Below are 18,310 nucleotides of genomic sequence, written 5' to 3'. Positions count from 1 at the left end.
TGGAGCCGTTCGGAATGGGATTTCGGGCGGTTTTTTTATGGGAAGTTTTTGATGTAGTGAGTTCCTTTCGTAGAACCGGTCCTTGTTAGTTTAAGAAACTTCAGGATTTCAGCTGCGGTTTTCGCAGAAGAAAGTTGAAGGAAATCTCTCAGTTTTTGGTTGGTGATGGTAGGCTCGATGAGGAGGAAGTAGTCTTCTATGGCTTTGAGGTGGGCGGTTCTGGATAGGTGACTGCAGTTTGTACAAAGCCACATCCCTATTTTTCTTATCATGGTGTGGGAGCATCTTTCACACTGGACTCCTTTAATGATGTCGGCTTCTGTGAGTTGGTAGGTTGAGAGGATTGTCGGATAGGCTGGTTGATGCTGATTCAGGAGGAGTCTTTTTATTTTTTTGAGATCGGTGACTTCACGGGTGAACCCGGTATTGAGCTTACTGATTTCACTTACGATGTTCTGGGCATGGATCATTTTGTCGTATGGAGGAATCCTTTTGTGACCTGGAGCCATTTTAAGAATCGTAGCAGGGTTACTGAAAGCGACGAGGAATTCAATCGGCGGACAAGGGAGTTTATTATTGAAGAACCACTTCTGGAGGAATAGTTTTTGGCGGGTGGCCTGGGCGATAGGATCCGGGTAGCCCGTTTCGACTCCCTTGTAATTTTGCGAAAGCTGATTGAATTCCGGATCAATGGTCAGGGTTCCGGCGATATTCTTAATTTCAATCGGCAGGGAGTAACAGGGTGTGACAAGTAAACTATCAATCTGAAAGTAATCTGGTGCGAGGGGCAGCCTGAGATCGTTGAAAATCATATACTTCTTGTCGGTGAGGAAACTTAAATGATAATCTACTGTCTTCTCTCCTTGGTAGCCGGCTTTTCGTTTTTTTAAATCCTTTTCAATGATGGGTCTTTTCGGATGGGTTGGAGGATTCAGCCTTTGCAGTAAGGCTTCTGTTTGGAGAAGTTTGATAGGCGTGGTTCGCTTTTTCACATTCATATAAAGATGGTTCACTCCTTTTGGGATTTGATTGTTTATTAGTTCTACTTTAGTGGTGAAAATCCTGCTTTTTGATGGATTTGTTTTGAATTGTCTAGTTTTGGTTGGGTGTGGCGTTTGGGAGGGGGATTGTGGGCCGATAGAGAGGTTGGTTTCTTTATTGGGATCTAGGTCGTGGAGGAATCGTGCGGGTTTTGAGGTGGATCAAGCCAGATTTGAGATTATCAAGCGGGCTGTGGGTTTTTCATGCGTCATGCTGATTAATCATGCGAGATTCCACATAATCGTGCCGACGTGTCGAATTTTCTTTACCCTTCCCTACTACTATGCCCTTTCGGCTCCACTCTCCCATCTCCGTAACAGGCAGAGGCTCCGTTCTCAAAACAGCTTATTTTTGAGCTTTTGATCTTCTTTCTGAACGGTATTTCTTCTTTAGATTGTCTGTTTTGATTGGGAATGAGGTCCTTGATAAAGACTATGGGCCGTTCTAGAATCGTATTCTCCTAAACAAGCCACCCTCGCAAAACAATCATGCGGGTTTTAAAGAGGATCATGCCGGAATGCAGATTATCGTGCGGTATATAAGCCTTTCGTGCGAGATATAAATTTTTCATGCGAGATTCTCAATAATCGTGCCGCCGTGTCAAATAATCTTCATAACCTAATAAAAACGCCCCACCCTCAACAGGTAGGACGCTCCAATCGAACTTAAAATCTCTTATACCCAACAAACTTAGGATTCCAGTACGTATTGCTTAACTTCGATACCACAACTCCGCTGTCGGATGCGTGGATGAATGCCCCGTTTCCTACGTAGATTCCCATGTGGCTGATGCCGGCTTTATACGTATTTTCGAAGAATACGAGGTCGCCTGCTTTCGGGCTGGATACAAAGGATGATTTGCTGTAGTAGCCTTCTGTGTTCGTACGTGCAATCGATTGTCCCGCCTGGTTGAAGACGTAGTAGATGAATCCGCTGCAGTCAAAGCCAGATGGTGATGTGCCTCCCCATGCGTACGGAGTTCCTACATATTTCTTGGCGATGTCGACGACGTTTGATGATGGAGTTTCTGTTCCTCCGCCTGATGTACCATTAATGGAAAGCTTTTGACCTACATATATTGTATCAGAGCTTAACCCGTTCCAAGACTTGATGGACGACACGCTCACGTCATAACGGATGGCGATATGTGAAAGGGTGTCTCCTGATTGTACAGTGTATGTACTTGATCCCGTTGACGGTGGTGGTGTTGTTCCGCCGGAAGAAACGATCAACGTTTGACCAGGATAGATCACATCACTACTCAGGTTGTTCCATGATTTTAGTTCGGCTACATACACATCGTATTTGGCACCGATTTTTGATAGATAGTCACCTGATTGGACAGTATATGTTTTACCAGATGTACTTGTTGATTTTGATACTTCTAGGACCTGATTAACATAGATCGTGTCGGAACTTAAGTTATTCCAACTCTTAAGGTTTGAAACGGATGTATCATATTTATATGCAATCACGGAAAGGGAATCACCTGATTGTACACGGTAAGAAGCCGCTTCCGCTGAATTGGCAGCCATTGTCGAGAATAGAGCAGCAGTAGTAAAGGCAATGATTGTTTTTTTCAAAAAAATGTCTCCTCTTCATAGATAGTGTCGAATTTTAGTGCTTGTCCATTATCTATGAAATAGACTGATATTTTAATAGGCTAATATTCTTATATGAAGAAAAAACAGGAAGAAACCCCAGTGTAATAGTAATTGGTACTTTATGGTCCTATTTCCATTTACAAATAGTTCCTTACATAGTTTGAAGGATTCACCTGGGTGAATGTCCTTATTTGCAAAAAAACATTATCAGCCCCGGTGTCATACCGTTTAGAAATTTATGGTTACGCTTACAACATTGCCTCGATGCTTTTGTGGGTCTTTACTCTCTTTTTCTCATGGTGGTTTACGACCGCTGACCTTTCATATGGACCAGTCGACTCCCCTCTCCCCATCCCTATTACCCACCCCACCCCTCCACTTACTTCAAGAAAATTCTGAATGACAAGATGATTTTTATCGATTAAAATAAGTAGAATTTATCTTTCGTAAAAGCAAGGGGCGGGTTAAATTGGCAGGAAAAATAAGGCTGTCAAACTTTGAATCTCTCAGGGTCCTATCCATGATCATGATTGTACTGTTGCATTTTGGGACCTATGGTATTTCGAAGTATATGAACATATCTGAGTTAAGTAATATCAATCAATTCCTCTTCAATTTCATCAAGGTACTGTGTTTGGTGGGGGTTAACGTATATGTATTAATCAGTGGATACTTCTTGTGTACGTCAACTTTCAAGATGAGCAAGGCGATAAGGGTAGTTTGGGAAACCTTTATTTTCTCCGTTCTGATTTTTGCCGGGATGGCAGTCTTGCAGAGGACAGACGGTTCTCTTGCCGGAATGCTCCCATCGGTCTTCCCTGTTTATTTGTCCACCTATTGGTTCATCACGGTTTATATCCTGTTATTTCTGATTTCGCCGTATCTCAATATCGTCATCAATCAGTTATCAAAGAAGGAATATGAGAAACTGCTTTTCCTATTATTCCTGGTCAACTGTGTCTGGCAGTTCTTTCATCCCCTGGCAAGCTTCGGGGTCAATGGTGGATACAGCATCGTACATTTCATCTTTCTCTATTTTGTCGCCGGGTACCTCAGACATCACGGAACGTTTATTTCTTCCCTAAGTACGGGATATTATTTAAGCGTTTACATCCTTATCGGAGCAGGCACTGCCCTGATGATACAGCAGGCATGGGAGCTGCCTTTCAAATTGCTGACCTATAATTCTCCCATCACCGTGATCATGTCGCTGGCACTGTTCCTATTTTTCTCGAAGCTCAGCTTTGTATCGAGACCCATCAACGCCATATCAGGGTATGTACTTGGCGTCTACCTGATACATGAGCATCCCCTGATCAGACAGCGATTATGGGGCAATGTCATGGAATGGATGAATATCAGGAGCGAGTCTCTCCTGATCCTGCAATATCTCGTGTATGCTGTGGTCATATTTGGAGTTTGCCTGGGACTCTCTTATGTTGTGTATTCCGTCATTAATTATAAAACGTTTATTAAAAGGAAGAAGCCGGCCGGAAAAGTGAAAATGGCTGGTTGATTATAAACAATACTCTACTGTGCCAGCTGATATTCAGCTGGTTTTTTTTATTGCTATTTTTACAACAGAGGTTTAACTCTAGCATAAATAAATACCCTCATTTTCGTTGGGGTTGGTCTGATAAGTCACATCCTTCAAATTGCGTATAACTATCATATGTGGGATAAATATGAGAGAAATCCTCAATGACCTTGCATCATTTGCTTGAAGCGACAGAGTTGCTGTAAGCTTTTTTGTCCAAAATGAAAACGTCTACACTTTTTCATTGACAACTTGTATATACATGAATACAATAAGAGTATATCTTGTATATACAACACTCCCCAAAAAAATGAAAGCGTTTTGACAAAAGCATGATATAAAGCGTTTTTCACATACTAATTAGGGGAATTCCATTAATAGAAATGAAAGCGGGTACAATCCAAGCGCCCGACATCTTTCACCATTCCAAGGGAGGGAAATTCATGAGCGTGAAACGTGAAGACGTTCTCGAAATCATTGAAGCGATTGGCGGTAAGGATAATATCCGTACGGCCACGCACTGTGTGACTCGTCTACGGCTGGTGCTGAATGATGAGAAGAAAGTTGATAAAGAAAGATTAGAGGCAATTGATCTGGTGAAGGGTTCCTTCTCCTCCAACGGTCAGTTCCAGGTTGTCATTGGACAAGGTCTTGTGAATAAAGCGTATCAAATTCTGGCTGAGGAAACGGGAATCGAGCATGCATCGAAACAGGATGTAAAGGATGCGGCGACTCAGAACCTGAATCCCCTGCAGCGCGCGATCAAGGTACTGGCGGATATCTTCATTCCGATCCTGCCGGCGATCGTAACGGCCGGTTTGTTGATGGGTCTGAATAATATTCTAACCGGACCGGGGATTTTCTATGATGAGAAGTCGGTCATCGATGTTCATAAGCAGTGGGCTGATTTTGCCTCGATCATTAACTTGATCGCCAATACAGCCTTTGTGTTCCTGCCAGGGTTGATCGGTTGGTCAGCAGTCAAGCGTTTTGGCGGAAGTCCATTACTCGGTATCGTATTAGGTCTTATGCTTGTTCATCCGGACTTACTGAACGCTTGGTCATATGCAAGTGCAGAAAAGATTCCTACATGGAACTTATTCGGATTTGAAGTCGACAAGATCGGGTATCAGGGACAAGTTTTACCGATCCTATTCGCTTCCTATCTATTAGCGAAGATTGAAATGTTCCTGGACAAAAGAGTTCATGATTCCATCAAGCTCTTAGTCGTGGCACCGGTGGCCCTTCTGATTACCGGATTTGCCGCCTTCGTCCTGATCGGACCTGTGACCTTCTTTATTGGTAACATGCTGACGGATAGCGTCGTATGGGTGTTCGATCACGTATCATGGTTAGGTGGTCTCCTGTATGGTGGTTTATACGCCGTCATGGTTATCACAGGTATGCACCATACGTTCCTTGCAGTAGACTTACAGCTGGTCGGTAGTGAAGGTGGCACATTCTTATGGCCGATCCTTGCTCTATCAAATATTGCACAAGGTTCAGCAGCGCTTGCCATGATGGTTGTAGCGAAAAAAGAAAACGAAAAGCTTCGTGGCTTGGCAGGTACGTCAGCCATCTCGGCTTATCTTGGAATTACAGAACCGGCGATGTTCGGGGTGAACCTGCGCTACCGCTACCCGTTCATCAGTGCCTTGATCGGGTCTGCCATCGGTGGTGTACTCTTAGCGATGACAGGAACGAAAGCATTCTCCATCGGTGTAGGTGGATTGCCTGGATTCCTATCGATCATTCCTGAATACTGGCTGCCGTTCTTCATTGGAATGGGCATCTGTATCGTCGTACCGTTCGTCCTGACAATCGTCTGGTCCAAATTCAGTAAAAACGAAGTAGTCTGATCAATAGAGAGAAAACAGTTGCAACAACTTGTATATACAAGTTAAACTAAGGGGGACAAATGAATTCTTAGCACTTGCCTGAAAGGGATAGTGATGGGGATGTTTGTCCCCTTTTTCATTAGAGGGACGGACCTTCAAATCTGCTTGTTTTGGAGAGTCTTTTCCTATTAGGTAAGGCTTTGTGACGAAGAATGGAAGGTCCGTCCCTCTAAATAAGCATGAGAACATTGATGATATGAAATAAATGAGGCGGATGAGCTAAAAAGTTGAGGTCCGTCCCTCAAAAATATGTGAAGGATGGTGCATGTGGTATGAAGCAGCCTTGGTGGAAGAAGTCGGTTGTGTATCAGATTTATCCGAAGAGTTTTTATGATACGTCGGGGAATGGCGTTGGGGATATTAAGGGGATTACGGCGAAGCTGGATTATTTGAAGGAGCTTGGGATTGATGTGGTGTGGATCACGCCGATTTATAAGTCTCCTCAGAATGATAATGGCTATGACATCAGCGACTATTTCAATATTCATGAAGAATACGGAACGATGGAGGATTTCGATGAGCTTCTGGAGGAAGCCCACTCCCGCGGAATCAAGATCATCATGGACATCGTGATCAATCATACATCGACGGAGAATCAGTGGTTCATCGAGTCCCGGAAATCGAAGGACAATGAGTATCGTGACTTCTATATTTGGAAAGATGGTAAGCCGGACGGTTCCGAGCCGACCAACTGGCAGTCGAAGTTCGGAGGTAACGCTTGGCAGTATGACGCAGAAACGGGTCAGTACTATCTTCACCTCTTTGATGTCACTCAGGCCGACTTGAACTGGGAGAACGATGAGGTGCGCACGAAACTGTATGACATGATGCATTTCTGGCTAAAGAAAGGTGTCGACGGGTTCCGCCTGGACGTGATCAACCTAATCTCCAAAGATCAGGACTTCCCTGATGATGATGGCTCGGTTGCTCCCGGGGACGGACGCAAGTTTTACACTGACGGCCCCAAGGTCCATGAGTATATGCAGGAAATGAACAAAGAAGTCTTCTCTCAATATGACATCATGACTGTCGGGGAAATGTCTTCCACCACGATCGACAACTGTATCAAGTATTCCAACCCGGAACGCAATGAGCTCAGCATGACGTTCAATTTCCATCACTTGAAAGTGGATTACCCGGACGGACAGAAATGGTCGGTTGCTGACTTCGACTTCCTGAAATTAAAGGACATCCTGTCTACATGGCAGCGTGAAATGAACAAAGGCGGCGGTTGGAACGCCCTCTTCTGGTGTAACCATGATCAGCCGCGTATCGTGTCCCGTTACGGTGATGACGGAAAGTACCGTAACGAATCGGCGAAGATGCTTGCGACGACGATCCATATGATGCAGGGTACCCCTTATATCTATCAGGGAGAAGAGTTCGGAATGACAAATCCGAAGTTCACAAGCATCGAGGAGTATCGTGATGTGGAATCCCTCAATACGTTCAATATATTGAAGGAACAAGGAAAAACGGAAGAAGAGATCCTCGAGATCCTACGACACAAGTCCCGTGATAACTCCCGTACACCGGTGCAGTGGAATAATGAAGAAAATGCAGGGTTCACGAGCGGCACCCCTTGGATCCCTGTTGCGAAGAACTACCAGGATATCAACGCAGAACAGGCGTTAGATGACGAAAACTCAGTCTTCTATCACTACCAGAAGCTGAACCGCCTCCGTAAGGAATATGACATCATCGTCGACGGTGACTACCAGCTGATTTTGGAAGGTCATCCTGAGATTTTTGCCTATGTGCGGAATGGTGAGGGAGAGAAGCTGCTTGCGGTGAATAACTTCTATGGTCGCGAGACGGAGTTCACGCTTCCTGATGAGGTTGATGTCGCAGGCTGGTCGAGTGAGGTTCTGATTTCGAATTATGATGATGCGGAGAATGTGTATTCTCAAATCACTCTTCGTCCATATGAGTCTGTGGTGTTTCGGTTAACAAAATAAAGAAGATGAGGCATTGTCCATATGGGCAATGCTTTTTTTACGTATAGAAGATTAAGAATCCATAATATGGGTATATGGTATTTAAGTCACAAAATCAATTTCAGTACAAATAACCCATACCCAACCACTATTTCCATTTGATACCATTAATTTGTGTGTTTACTATTAAAAAGGGGGATGAAAGTCTTGTCCTATTTATCATATTTGATTTCCCAGCTCCATGAGAAAAAAGAGCAGCTTGTACGCTTGAGGAATTCCCTCTCCAGCCTCAATGCCCTTCAAGGTGAATTTCTTCAGCATCAATCATCCGTGACTGCACCGGACCTTAGCCCCACTACCTGGCAGGGTACATTAGCCAAAGCTTTCACGGAAATCCGGGAAGATATGTTATTTTCCTATAAAGATCTATCTCATAACCAAATGGATACGGCCATCAGTACCATCGAAGACAAAATCGCCTCACTCCGGACAGAGATCCAGTCCCTTGAAACGAGTATGGCCAATGAACGTGCCCGAATCGAACAAGAACAGCGAAAGGAAGGATGACCATGAACCAAAACATTATCCTCCGCATGGGTGAAATCAATGAATCCTTGAAGAACATCCAGGCTGCCACGGAATCATTTGAACCAGCCCTATTAAAGGACATGGCGTTTTCCAATCACCTGGACGTGGTGACGAGATTAAATGAATTGAATACACAGCTGGAGGATGTCGCCCGGGTGTATAAGAACCTTCTGACTTCGAATAATGTATCGGCGACCAACGCCATCCAGGACTTTAAAGAAGTCGACGACACCATTTCCGCTTCCATCCGGTCGCGTTAGGGGGAATTAGAGGAAAATGAAAACTCTTGATAATCAATCATTACATAGCGGTATAGAAGATTTGCGAAGCAAGCTTGAAACCCAGAAAGAACAGCTGTCCGAGCTCAGGCAAGCCGTCGAGCAGTTCTCCGGTTCACACGATGCCTTCAGCGGGCAGGGCGGTGAAGCCGTCCGGTCTTTCTACCAGGATCTTCACACCCCTTTTCTGACGTTCTATAGCCTTTCCCTGCTAAACTATGAACGAGTCCTGACCGCGTTGAAGTCGGCCTCCACCCAACTGGAATCTGACACTTCAGGATTTATCCGTCAACCATTCCTCGATGGGGAGCTGAGGGATGGTCTGAACAAAACGGAAAGCACCACCCTTGGCCTCGTAGATGAAACGAATCAGACATTGGACTCGATTCGGGACATCGTTCATGTTCCTGCCATACAGGACCAGAAGTTCCTCAGTGATACGAAACGAGCCGAACAGAAAATCACAGAGACCCTAGAAGATTTAACTTCTTTTGACACTGACCAAACGAAAGCCCTGGATACTGTGGACCATGACATTCAGCTGATGAAACGTTATATTTATGAAATAGAGGGAATGTTTAAGAGCGGGAAGATCACAGTCGGTAGTTACTCCGGTACAGAATTGAATCAATCCTTCCACCGCCAGCCTTTTATGAGTACGCTCTCTGACAGATTGCAGTTTGAAAGTCTGCTAGTATCCAGAATGACCATTTCGAGTGAATACGATTCCTTGAAGCAATTGTTGATGCTGAATGGTCAAGGGAATTCCGGGTCATTCCTATCTTATTATTCAGATGATCTCGCTATTTCTAGTGAAGGCAAAGCACAAACTTCTTACGGGGTCTGCTATCCTCCCGAGAAAAATGAATACGTCATAGATAAAAAAATAGAAGATGGTTTTGGTTCTGACGGTGTCGGGAACGCAGGCCTGAACTTTACGAATGACTATGATGCTGGTCATCTTTCATTTAATTTAAATGGCTCTGTCGTTGATACCAATAATATGGACGACATTCCCTCCTTTCTGGAGCAAAAGGTTTTATTCGGAGAGATGGACGCCGACATTCCTTATTCATTCAAATCGACTGGTGAAGCGCTTCTCTATGGCCAGAATATCGGATTGAAAACGGAAGCTAACGTATCGAAAACGACCTTTGCCCACGACAATTCACCTGCCGCCCTTGACCTGGCATTTGGTCAGGCAGAAGCGAAAGCAAACGTCGAAAACTACACGGCAAGTGCAGGTATAGGAGTTGCCGCCGCCAAAACGGAATTAAAACTTGAACCCCTGAATTGGTTCGGCTACGAACCCCTTGAAGAGTGGTTCGGTTTCGATTATGATCCATACATCGCTGTCGATGTATCCTTAGGGAGCGCAGGTGTCAGTGGATCAGTCGGAATGGAAACCGGGGTTTATGCCGCCTACGGAATCGGCGTAGGCATCAAAGGCGGACTGGAAGAAGATAAGAAATAACCTGATGAAGGAGGACCACATGCCAACCACCAGAGAAAAATCCAGAAATTTATTTCGATTGCTTCTGCTCATATATCCCATCTTTATGGGCCTCATGGGGACCATTAGCTTAATTGTCCTTGTCACATGGGGAATACCACAGGAAGACTTACAATCCCAGCTGCCAGCCATCCTGATCTTGGCTTTGGTCATTTACGGAACGTGTGCAGCTTCCCTTGTCATCCGTGCCATTTTCTTTAAAAAGGAAAAGATTTCTCAAGAGTAGGGTTATCCCCTGCTCATTATTCTTTAGGAAAGTAGGGATTTTTCATGAGTAAAAAAGACACCACCCTCCTCCCCATCGGAACGGTCGTCAAGTTAAAGAAGGTAGATAAACCGGTCATGATCTACGGACGCCACCAAATTCAAAAAAAGACAGAGAACATCTTCGATTACATAGCGGTCCCTTATCCAGAAGGAAACCTGACAGAAGAATTCAACGTCTTTTTCAATCGGGGACTGATCGAAGACGTCATCCATCCGGGACTCGTTTCTCCTGCAGAAGAACTGATGAGGGAAAAAGTAGAAGAGGATATGGAGAAGAATCGGAGGAATGGAAGGAACCAAGATGAAAATTAAATTTCTATTTATGCTTATATGTATCACATTCACTTTACTTGGCTGCAGCCAGACTGCTGCCGATAAACCTAATAAGAAAGAGGAAGTAAAAGAGGAAAGCCTGGATCCGACTAAGCTTTTACCTATTGGAACCGTCGTAAAGCTGTCTAAAGTGGACAAATCGGTTATGATCTATGGCTACAATCAAATCCAAGTAAGCACGAATAAACAATACGATTATATCGGGGTCCCTTATCCGGAAGGCAATATTTCACCTGATTACAATGTCTTCTTTAACCGGAACCTGATCGAAGAAGTTTTACATAACGGCTACGTGACGGATGAAGATAAAAAAATCCGTGAAGAAGCCGATCGTCAGGAAAATACTTACTAGGAGTGGCTTGCTAATGTTCTCAGATAATCCATCCCTTAGGAAAATCATCCGGACCGGGCTGCTTGTATTCGCCATCATGGGATTCATCAGCGGAACGATGCCACTGGCCATCATCAGCCCAGCTATTTTCACCGGCACTTCCATGCCTGAAAAGCTTCCTGCATTTGTGGTTATTGCAATCGTCAACTATGGTTTTGCTATCCTTTTACTTATAGTTCGTTCAAAATTTTTCAAAAAGTAAACCATATTTGAAATTAGGTTAACATTTAAAAGTTTTTATGGGATAATAAAGCAAAAAGGAGTTCCTGCAATGAACGCCACGGAAAAAGATCAACATCTTCTTCATGAAATGGAAACAAAGCGTCTGGAACTTAAATATCTTGCTCAATACCACGGCTTCTCACATCCCGCAACGGTGAAACTCAGTCAGGAACTCGATGAACTATTTAACCTCTACCACCAATTGAATCAAAAGTAAAAGGCTGTGCCAGGGCACAGCCTTTCTTCATTATTCCGTCGCTTCCTCTTCTCCCTCACTGGCCAAGAAGAAAATCGCTGCAACCTTCCACCCATCATCTTTCTTATGGAAGACGGTTACCTGCTTCCCTGAACGGGTCACTTCCTTATCACTGTTCGGGTCCTTCGTTGTTGCTTGAATCTCTGCATATACATCCGCTTTTTTGCCAGCGTAGTTGATGATCTTTACATTATCCACTTTACGCTTTGAATCAACGGTATCAAAGATCTGCTTCACATAGCGCTCTTCATCTTCGTACTTAAAGTTCACAGGTGTCTTCGAGATGACACTCATGTATGAATCGAAATCTTCTTCGTTAAAGGCATTGATATATTGATTAAAGGCTGCGTCGATCGCCGATTTTTCTTCTGCCGGGATCCCTTCTGCTTCCTTCAGTTCACTTGCGTCCTCCACGATCTGCGTCATTTGGGTCAGGGATGCCGCCTCATCTGTTGCAGGATCTTCACTCGGGCTGACCTCTTCCGTTTTCTTTGCCGTATCTTTCTCTTCCTTCTTCTCTTCGTCTGCCCCACAAGCACCCAATAATAACGTGCTCATGCCAATTCCCAACATGATTTTCTTCCAATGCTGTTTCGACAATGCTCTTCACCCTTTTCTAAAATTTGCACTATCTCCATTCTATTGAAAATATTCACAACACTCAAGTTGAATCTCATCACTTCCTAATAATTATGGTAAAATAATAGCAGGTGATATTATGACGAAAAGCAATAAATACCAACAAATCTTCGAGGATCTCTCTGAAAAAATACAAAATGGCACGTATACGGCGAACTCCATCCTGCCATCAGAAAACGAGCTCTCGGTGATCTATGCCACTTCTCGCGAGACTATACGTAAAGCGCTTACATTACTGGCTCAAAAAGGGTTGATACAGAAACTGCGCGGAAAAGGATCCCTCGTGCTCGACGTGTCACGTATGAGCTTTCCGATTTCCGGACTTGTAAGCTTCAAGGAACTGCAGACATCCATGGGACGCGATCAAATCGAAACGTTCGTCCACGACTTCGGCTTGATTTCTGCCGATGATGGGATCGCCACTCAACTCGAGACGTCCCGTGACGCTGAAATATGGAAAGTCGTCCGCTCCCGCAAAATCGGCGGCGAGAGGATCATTTTGGACAAGTCGTATTTTCTCAAAGAACAAGTTCCGCTTCTGACAAAAGAAATATGCGAGAACTCCATCTATGAGTATCTCGAAGGGGAGCTCCAACTACCCATCGATTTTGCAAAAAAAGAAATCGTCGTGGAAGAGTGTACCGAGGAAGACCGGGAGTATTTGGATCTGAATGAATATGATCATGTGGTCGTAGTGAAGAACTATGTCCATTTAAAGGATGCCACACTCTTTGAATACACAGAATCCCGGCACCGGCTGGACATGTTCCGGTTTGTGGATTTTGCACGGAGAAAGCATTAGGTAAGGTCCACTTCCTGAATGGGGAGTGGATTTTTCTTTATTAGTTACACTCGCTCACCCATATAGCAAAAAAAAATCAGTCCGTCAGTATATGCCCGGACTAATCTTATTTCATTCACCAGCTATGCTTTTGGCTTGCTCAGACTGTTCTTCTTTCACTTCTTCGACTTGCTTTTCTTCCTGGGCTTCTTCTGTTATCTTTTCTTCCGGTTTTTCTATACTACTTGTATCCTTTTCTTCTACTTCAGGTTTATCTACCGGTTTCTCCTCAACAACAGGCGGCTCCGCTTCTTCCTCTTCATCCTTTGCAGGAGATGTTTCATCATCTTCAGCTGCTTCCTCCTCAGGTTCAGCCTTTTCCGGTTCCTTTACATTTGGTTGATCTTGTTCCTTCACCTTTTCATCTACTTTACTATCATCCGGTTCAGGCACAATCGGTTGGATCATTTCCGCTGGATCCACAGCCACGCTGAAGGTTTCTTCCACATAATTAATAAACCCCTTGATATGGTAGTCCACAGAAGTTACCTCACACCCACCGCTTGGGTCTGAGATAGCATCTGGTGCGGTTTCTAAGGATGCACCCGGTTTCAATTTTTGACTCGTGATCAGTTCCTCTCCGCTGCCGGATTGAAGGGAAATGGTCACCTTCGTACTCATATCCGAAATATTTTTGACAGATAGCGAGTGTTCAATGGAGCAATCGTCTCCATATGTGATTTCCGAGGAACCGATCTGCAGCAAGTCTTCCGTAGTCGCATTTTGAATGGTTCCCGACGAACTCGTTTCTGAGGTGAACCACGCATAGGTTCCTGGTAAACTGTTTAATGCAGTTGAAATGAAATAGATGGAGGAAAGGATAAGGAAGGTACAAATCAAGATAAGGGTGCTATTCCCCTTACGTCCATTATGTAGCGATTTCATTAGATTCTCCTTTCAATAAAGATAGGCAGCCTGAGTGCGACTGCCCCTTCCATTAGTCATTATTTCTTGTTTTCGAATTTAGCGCCCTGATCCGTCTGCTTGGCCTGAACCATCAAGTTTCCGCTATATTTTACCCCTTGGTACTCATTCCCTGCACTTTGATCAAGTTTCACAGCAAATTCCATTGTGATGTATTGATCCTCTTCCAACGTGAAGAACTCGTCTTTACCGAATTTAAAGGTTTTATCTCCTTCTGAAGAGGATTTGGCAAGAGACGACATGGCCTGCACTTCTTCTACCGTCGCTTCACCTGTCACCACCTCTACCCCTTTAGGCAATGCCGCCACTGCCGATATCGCCATGCTCATCTGCGGATTGTGATTTCCATTGTAGAATCCTTTTTCCCAAGCCATTCTCCAGTCATTCATTTCATCCATGTCAGCCTTTTCTTTATATTTAAAAGCCATATAGTAGATTTTGTATGGATCAGCCGAAGCTTTATCCACGGAGCCGGTATACGTCAGTTTTAAGTTTTGCTTTAAGTCTCCTGTATTCTCAAGGGTAATGAAATCTCCAAAGACGACTTGGGAAGGAGCAAATTTTGAACCGGTGAATAACGGTGTCGTGATGGCTTCCCCATTATTGACCGATAAAGTCCCCGTATCGATGGTTCCCGATGCCGATGTACTTGATGTGAACCAAGAATATGTACCATATCCTGCACTTACCACTAGTGCTCCTGCCAATGATGTTGCCAATAATGCTTTTTTTACTGATTTCATAAAATGAATTCCTCCTCGAATTTGTATACTCTATTTTTCTTTCATTGAACCTGGATATGTTTAAACCTTTGATGATGCAGCATCTTCCTTACGGTTATAATGTCTCTTCGTCCGCTCAAATACTTCAATTAGGATAAAGAGTAGAAATGGCAGCAGAACAAATAAGGAAAATCCAATTTTGCTGGAAATAAATTTTGCCACAAACCCTGCATTTGGCAGAATGACCCCCACTTCTCCTATCAAGCTATCAGATGTCACCTTCCAGCTATCTTCGACATTATTATTGTCACCTTTAGTCATGATGCCTTCAGGTGTAACCTGCACAACTCGGTGAGTGACAACTTTTTGATCGTCAGTTCGAAACGTGATGATATCCATTTCCTTCACATCCGCAGCATCCTTTTCCTTTACGAAGATCATGTCCCCCGCGCTGATTTTGGGTTCCATGCTGTTTGTCAGGACTGTTAACGGCTTGTACCCAAAAAAGGATGGAATCTTACTAGGGTTCTGTTGTGCCTGATACGTTACGAATAATAGAAACACAATACAACATAGAACAGATATCGACAGGAGATAAGTGAACATTTTCAACAATTTTCTTCCCAATTCATCACATCCTCCTATTGTAGTTATCGCCTGTATTCACAAATTTACTAGACTTAGATAAAAGTGTCAACGTTATAACGAACAAAAATGTTCGTTAAAAAGCGACAAAATATCTGTAGATGAATTCTATTTTTTTTGCTTAAAAAATTAAGCTGCGATAAGGCTTAGAGTGCGAAAACAAGGTTGAAAGGGGTTCTTGACCTAAGAAATCACCCCCTCCAATATGTCGTAATTTGGTGAGCGACTCTTCTAGAATTGTGAATTTTAATAGAATAATATGGGAATGTATCAAAAAAACATTTAGGGGGTTACGTATGAACAAGTTATTTAAAACAGGGATCACTTCGGTTGTGATGGCAGGAACATTATTCGCTGGTATTCCAGTCAGTTCCTCCGTCTCGGCGAGTGTGGTGACAGAAAGCAAAGTAAATAAAACGGATTCACATTTCATCGGGACATTGGATGCTGCGTTGATCAATGATGAGAGATTGCTGGCATCATTAATCAAGCAAGGGAAGATTTCATCCAAGGCTTCTGATGCCTCCAAGCAAAAAGCGTTGGAGAAGTATATTGAACTCAAAGGAAAGAAAGTGGAAGATGCCAGTGGTAAGGATCCCATCGCACCTAAGGCAAAGGCTGCTGAATCCGAAAAGCATCAGAATTTCAAAGATGCCAGTAAAAAAAACAGCGGCAAACTGCAAGGAAGTACCAAACACCCTGATCCCGTAAAGGAATCACCGTCACCGGGAATAGCTAAAAAAGGGAAGCTTCTTACCATAATGGTAGAATACTCGGATTTCGCCCATAACAATATCAAACCAAGCGAAACGGATAACTACTATGCGGATTACAATACGGAGCACTTCGAAGAAATGATCTTTGGCGAAGATGGCGTAAAGGGTCCAAATGGAGAAAATTTTGTATCCCAAAAGCAGTTTTATGAGGAGCAATCAGGCGGAACGTATACAGTCGAAGGAAACGCTTACGGTTGGCTTAAAGTTCCTGGTACAGCGAAGTATTATGGGGCTGACAGATCAACAGGTGGCCATGATAATGTCACTCCTGGTGGATCGAAACAATTAGTGGCAGATACTTATGCTGCAGCGCTTGCGGCAGGAATTCCCCTTGAAGACTATGACTTAGAAGATCCACATGATTTAGATGGTGATGGAAACTACTGGGAGCCGGATGGCTTGGTCGATCATCTTCAAATCATTCACTCCGGTATGGGACAGGAAGCAGGAGGCGGCTCATTATTTGATGATGCCATTTGGTCTCACAGATCCGCAGTGTTCGTTGACAAAGATGGACTTGGGAAAGGCAAACCGGGATTCTATGATTACACGATGATGCCGGAAGATGGCGCGACTGGTGTATTCGCTCATGAATATGGTCATGACCTGGGATTACCGGATGAATATGACACAATCTATTCAGGTGAAGGGGATGCGGTCGAGTACTGGTCAATCATGTCGGCAGGTTCATGGGCAGGTAAAGTGCCTGGTACAGAACCGACCGGTTTCTCCCCTTGGGCTAAATCCTACCTCCAAACGACACTGGGCGGAAACTGGACGAAGCCGACTGTCGTCGACTTTGAGGATTTAAAGAAAAAAGGAACGGCTCTCCTTCTCGATCAGGCTAATTCACCTAACGGGCAAAACCATCAGGCGATTCAGGTGAATCTTCCTGAGAAAAAGACGGCTATCAATACTCCTGCTGCTGGAAGCTATGAATATTGGGGCGGCCAAAAAGACGAAATCGATACGAATATGGTGACCGATGTCGACTTAACAGGTAAATCTTCTGCCAAGCTTACATTTGATGCGTGGTATGATATTGAAGAACAATGGGATTTTGGATTTGTCCAAGTATCAACGGATAACGGTGAAACGTGGACTTCATTAGGGAACGAAAATACTAGAAGTGATGTGGTTCCTGAAGGGTATCCGACGATTCTTAACTCAATGCCAGGATTTACAGGGGTTTCGGATGGTTGGGAAGCCCAAACCTTTGATTTAAATCAATATGCAGGGCAAAAAATTAAGTTAAGACTCCGTTATGCTTCCGATTGGGGTTCAACTCAAACCGGATTCTTTGCGGATAACATCAAGGTGGTTGCCGACGGTGCAACTGTATTAAGTGATGGCGCTGAATCGACAAGCTCTTCATTCACATTCAATGGATTCGATCGATTTGACGGAAATAAATATGTTGATCACTACTACTTAATGGAATGGCGTAACCATCAAGGTGTGGACAAAGGTCTTGCCCATATCGCACGCGGTAACTCTTTGATGAGCTACGATGGCGGCCTTGTCGTCTGGTATGTGGATGATACGTATACTGATAACTGGACAGGCATCCATCCTGGTGACGGGTTCCTTGGAGTCGTCGATGCTCACGATGACACTAATTTAGTCTGGAATACTGGAGTTAAGGCTTCAAGTCGCTACCATGTGGCAGATGCAGCATTTAACTTCATGCCGACGTCGGGATTGAACTTGATTTACCCTGATCAAACACTTACTTTCCCAAGTCAGCGCGGAGTTCCTTTATTTAACGATATGAAGGATTATAACAACTCTTACCTTCCGGATGCCGGACGTAATATCAGCCATTACGGACTGAAGGTTCTGGTCAATGATCAGGCAAAAGACAAATCGGTCGGTTCGATCATTTTGTCGAAGTAGAA

General features: G+C 44.0%; 19 protein-coding genes. 13 read left to right on the top strand and 6 right to left on the bottom strand.

Going from position 1 to position 18,310, the window contains the following annotated elements; translation table 11 throughout:
- Positions 1 to 35: 35 nt before the first annotated feature.
- Complete coding sequence (locus ACSQ2E_RS01595; RefSeq protein WP_435989055.1) at positions 36 to 998, bottom strand: nuclease-related domain-containing protein; 963 nt, start codon at positions 996 to 998, stop codon at positions 36 to 38.
- A 708-nt stretch (positions 999 to 1,706) separates the two neighbouring features.
- Entirely contained in the window at positions 1,707 to 2,624 is a 918-nt protein-coding gene (locus ACSQ2E_RS01590) for a LysM peptidoglycan-binding domain-containing protein (protein WP_435989054.1), read from the bottom strand.
- A gap of 490 nt (positions 2,625 to 3,114) precedes the next feature.
- On the opposite strand from ACSQ2E_RS01590, the gene ACSQ2E_RS01585 reads away from it, so the two are divergent.
- From ACSQ2E_RS01585 to ACSQ2E_RS01535, 11 genes are all read left to right on the top strand, one after another.
- A complete protein-coding gene (locus ACSQ2E_RS01585) occupies positions 3,115 to 4,161 on the top strand; it encodes an acyltransferase (protein WP_435989053.1) in 1,047 nt (348 codons plus the stop codon).
- A gap of 464 nt (positions 4,162 to 4,625) precedes the next feature.
- Complete coding sequence (treP, locus tag ACSQ2E_RS01580) at positions 4,626 to 6,041, top strand: PTS system trehalose-specific EIIBC component (RefSeq protein ID WP_435989052.1); 1,416 nt, start codon at positions 4,626 to 4,628, stop codon at positions 6,039 to 6,041.
- A 311-nt stretch (positions 6,042 to 6,352) separates the two neighbouring features.
- Positions 6,353 to 8,038, top strand: coding sequence for an alpha,alpha-phosphotrehalase (treC, locus tag ACSQ2E_RS01575; RefSeq protein ID WP_435989051.1), 1,686 nt, complete (start codon positions 6,353 to 6,355; stop codon positions 8,036 to 8,038).
- Positions 8,039 to 8,224: 186 nt separating this feature from the next.
- Positions 8,225 to 8,584, top strand: a complete 360-nt coding sequence (locus ACSQ2E_RS01570; protein WP_435989050.1) for a YwqH-like family protein — start codon at positions 8,225 to 8,227, stop codon at positions 8,582 to 8,584.
- A 2-nt stretch (positions 8,585 to 8,586) separates the two neighbouring features.
- Positions 8,587 to 8,865, top strand: coding sequence for a DUF5344 family protein (locus ACSQ2E_RS01565; protein ID WP_435989049.1), 279 nt, complete (start codon positions 8,587 to 8,589; stop codon positions 8,863 to 8,865).
- A gap of 16 nt (positions 8,866 to 8,881) precedes the next feature.
- Positions 8,882 to 10,357, top strand: coding sequence for a ribonuclease YeeF family protein (locus ACSQ2E_RS01560; protein ID WP_435989048.1), 1,476 nt, complete (start codon positions 8,882 to 8,884; stop codon positions 10,355 to 10,357).
- A 19-nt stretch (positions 10,358 to 10,376) separates the two neighbouring features.
- Positions 10,377 to 10,622, top strand: a complete 246-nt coding sequence (locus ACSQ2E_RS01555) for a hypothetical protein (protein ID WP_435989047.1) — start codon at positions 10,377 to 10,379, stop codon at positions 10,620 to 10,622.
- 44 nt (positions 10,623 to 10,666) lie between these two features.
- Complete coding sequence (locus tag ACSQ2E_RS01550) at positions 10,667 to 10,975, top strand: DUF4176 domain-containing protein (protein WP_435989046.1); 309 nt, start codon at positions 10,667 to 10,669, stop codon at positions 10,973 to 10,975.
- Positions 10,965 to 11,348 carry a DUF4176 domain-containing protein gene (locus ACSQ2E_RS01545; protein ID WP_435989045.1) on the top strand — a complete coding sequence of 128 codons (384 nt, stop codon included), beginning with the start codon at positions 10,965 to 10,967 and terminating at the stop codon, positions 11,346 to 11,348. Before ACSQ2E_RS01550 ends, ACSQ2E_RS01545 begins: the two co-directional genes overlap by 11 nt.
- Before the next feature lie 13 nt (positions 11,349 to 11,361).
- On the top strand, positions 11,362 to 11,589 hold the full coding sequence (locus tag ACSQ2E_RS01540) for a hypothetical protein (RefSeq protein ID WP_435989044.1): 228 nt from the start codon (positions 11,362 to 11,364) through the stop codon (positions 11,587 to 11,589).
- A gap of 69 nt (positions 11,590 to 11,658) precedes the next feature.
- Complete coding sequence (locus tag ACSQ2E_RS01535; RefSeq protein ID WP_435989043.1) at positions 11,659 to 11,826, top strand: aspartyl-phosphate phosphatase Spo0E family protein; 168 nt, start codon at positions 11,659 to 11,661, stop codon at positions 11,824 to 11,826.
- A 30-nt stretch (positions 11,827 to 11,856) separates the two neighbouring features.
- On the opposite strand, the gene ACSQ2E_RS01530 is transcribed toward ACSQ2E_RS01535, so the two are convergent.
- Entirely contained in the window at positions 11,857 to 12,465 is a 609-nt protein-coding gene (locus ACSQ2E_RS01530; RefSeq protein WP_435989042.1) for a nuclear transport factor 2 family protein, read from the bottom strand.
- Positions 12,466 to 12,583: 118 nt separating this feature from the next.
- Between ACSQ2E_RS01530 and treR the strand changes: the two genes are divergently transcribed.
- Positions 12,584 to 13,306 (top strand): trehalose operon repressor, encoded by a 723-nt coding sequence (gene treR, locus ACSQ2E_RS01525; protein WP_435989041.1) that lies wholly within the window; start codon positions 12,584 to 12,586, stop codon positions 13,304 to 13,306.
- Positions 13,307 to 13,417: 111 nt separating this feature from the next.
- Here the strand turns inward: treR and ACSQ2E_RS01520 are convergent, their stop codons facing one another.
- Genes ACSQ2E_RS01520 through ACSQ2E_RS01510 form a run of 3 tightly spaced genes read right to left on the bottom strand, consistent with a single transcriptional unit; the run spans position 13,418 to position 15,618 of the window.
- On the bottom strand, positions 13,418 to 14,230 hold the full coding sequence (locus ACSQ2E_RS01520) for a hypothetical protein (RefSeq protein WP_435989040.1): 813 nt from the start codon (positions 14,228 to 14,230) through the stop codon (positions 13,418 to 13,420).
- 59 nt (positions 14,231 to 14,289) lie between these two features.
- Positions 14,290 to 15,012 carry a hypothetical protein gene (locus tag ACSQ2E_RS01515; RefSeq protein WP_435989039.1) on the bottom strand — a complete coding sequence of 241 codons (723 nt, stop codon included), beginning with the start codon at positions 15,010 to 15,012 and terminating at the stop codon, positions 14,290 to 14,292.
- Between the two features lie 60 nt (positions 15,013 to 15,072).
- Positions 15,073 to 15,618 carry a signal peptidase I gene (locus tag ACSQ2E_RS01510; protein WP_435989038.1) on the bottom strand — a complete coding sequence of 182 codons (546 nt, stop codon included), beginning with the start codon at positions 15,616 to 15,618 and terminating at the stop codon, positions 15,073 to 15,075.
- Between the two features lie 314 nt (positions 15,619 to 15,932).
- Here ACSQ2E_RS01510 and ACSQ2E_RS01505 point away from each other — a divergent pair, with 314 nt between their 5' ends.
- Complete coding sequence (locus ACSQ2E_RS01505) at positions 15,933 to 18,308, top strand: immune inhibitor A domain-containing protein (protein ID WP_435989037.1); 2,376 nt, start codon at positions 15,933 to 15,935, stop codon at positions 18,306 to 18,308.
- Positions 18,309 to 18,310 lie beyond the last annotated feature (2 nt).

This window comes from Rossellomorea sp. LjRoot5 (genome assembly GCF_964253455.1).
GTDB lineage: Bacteria > Bacillota > Bacilli > Bacillales > Bacillaceae_B > Rossellomorea.
Note: the sequence above shows the minus strand (reverse complement) of the source record. Positions and strands in the feature narration are given on the sequence as shown.

Coding starts and splice junctions, on each gene's coding strand:
- ACSQ2E_RS01505 (WP_435989037.1), top strand. CDS start 15,933: ATGAACAAGTTATTTAAAACAGGGATCACTTCGGTTGTGATGGCAGGA.
- ACSQ2E_RS01540 (WP_435989044.1), top strand. CDS start 11,362: ATGTTCTCAGATAATCCATCCCTTAGGAAAATCATCCGGACCGGGCTG.
- ACSQ2E_RS01560 (WP_435989048.1), top strand. CDS start 8,882: ATGAAAACTCTTGATAATCAATCATTACATAGCGGTATAGAAGATTTG.
- treR (WP_435989041.1), top strand. CDS start 12,584: ATGACGAAAAGCAATAAATACCAACAAATCTTCGAGGATCTCTCTGAA.
- ACSQ2E_RS01515 (WP_435989039.1), bottom strand. CDS start 15,012: ATGAAATCAGTAAAAAAAGCATTATTGGCAACATCATTGGCAGGAGCA.
- treC (WP_435989051.1), top strand. CDS start 6,353: ATGAAGCAGCCTTGGTGGAAGAAGTCGGTTGTGTATCAGATTTATCCG.
- ACSQ2E_RS01565 (WP_435989049.1), top strand. CDS start 8,587: ATGAACCAAAACATTATCCTCCGCATGGGTGAAATCAATGAATCCTTG.
- ACSQ2E_RS01520 (WP_435989040.1), bottom strand. CDS start 14,230: ATGAAATCGCTACATAATGGACGTAAGGGGAATAGCACCCTTATCTTG.
- ACSQ2E_RS01595 (WP_435989055.1), bottom strand. CDS start 998: ATGAATGTGAAAAAGCGAACCACGCCTATCAAACTTCTCCAAACAGAA.
- ACSQ2E_RS01535 (WP_435989043.1), top strand. CDS start 11,659: ATGAACGCCACGGAAAAAGATCAACATCTTCTTCATGAAATGGAAACA.
- ACSQ2E_RS01550 (WP_435989046.1), top strand. CDS start 10,667: ATGAGTAAAAAAGACACCACCCTCCTCCCCATCGGAACGGTCGTCAAG.
- ACSQ2E_RS01555 (WP_435989047.1), top strand. CDS start 10,377: ATGCCAACCACCAGAGAAAAATCCAGAAATTTATTTCGATTGCTTCTG.
- ACSQ2E_RS01545 (WP_435989045.1), top strand. CDS start 10,965: ATGAAAATTAAATTTCTATTTATGCTTATATGTATCACATTCACTTTA.
- treP (WP_435989052.1), top strand. CDS start 4,626: ATGAGCGTGAAACGTGAAGACGTTCTCGAAATCATTGAAGCGATTGGC.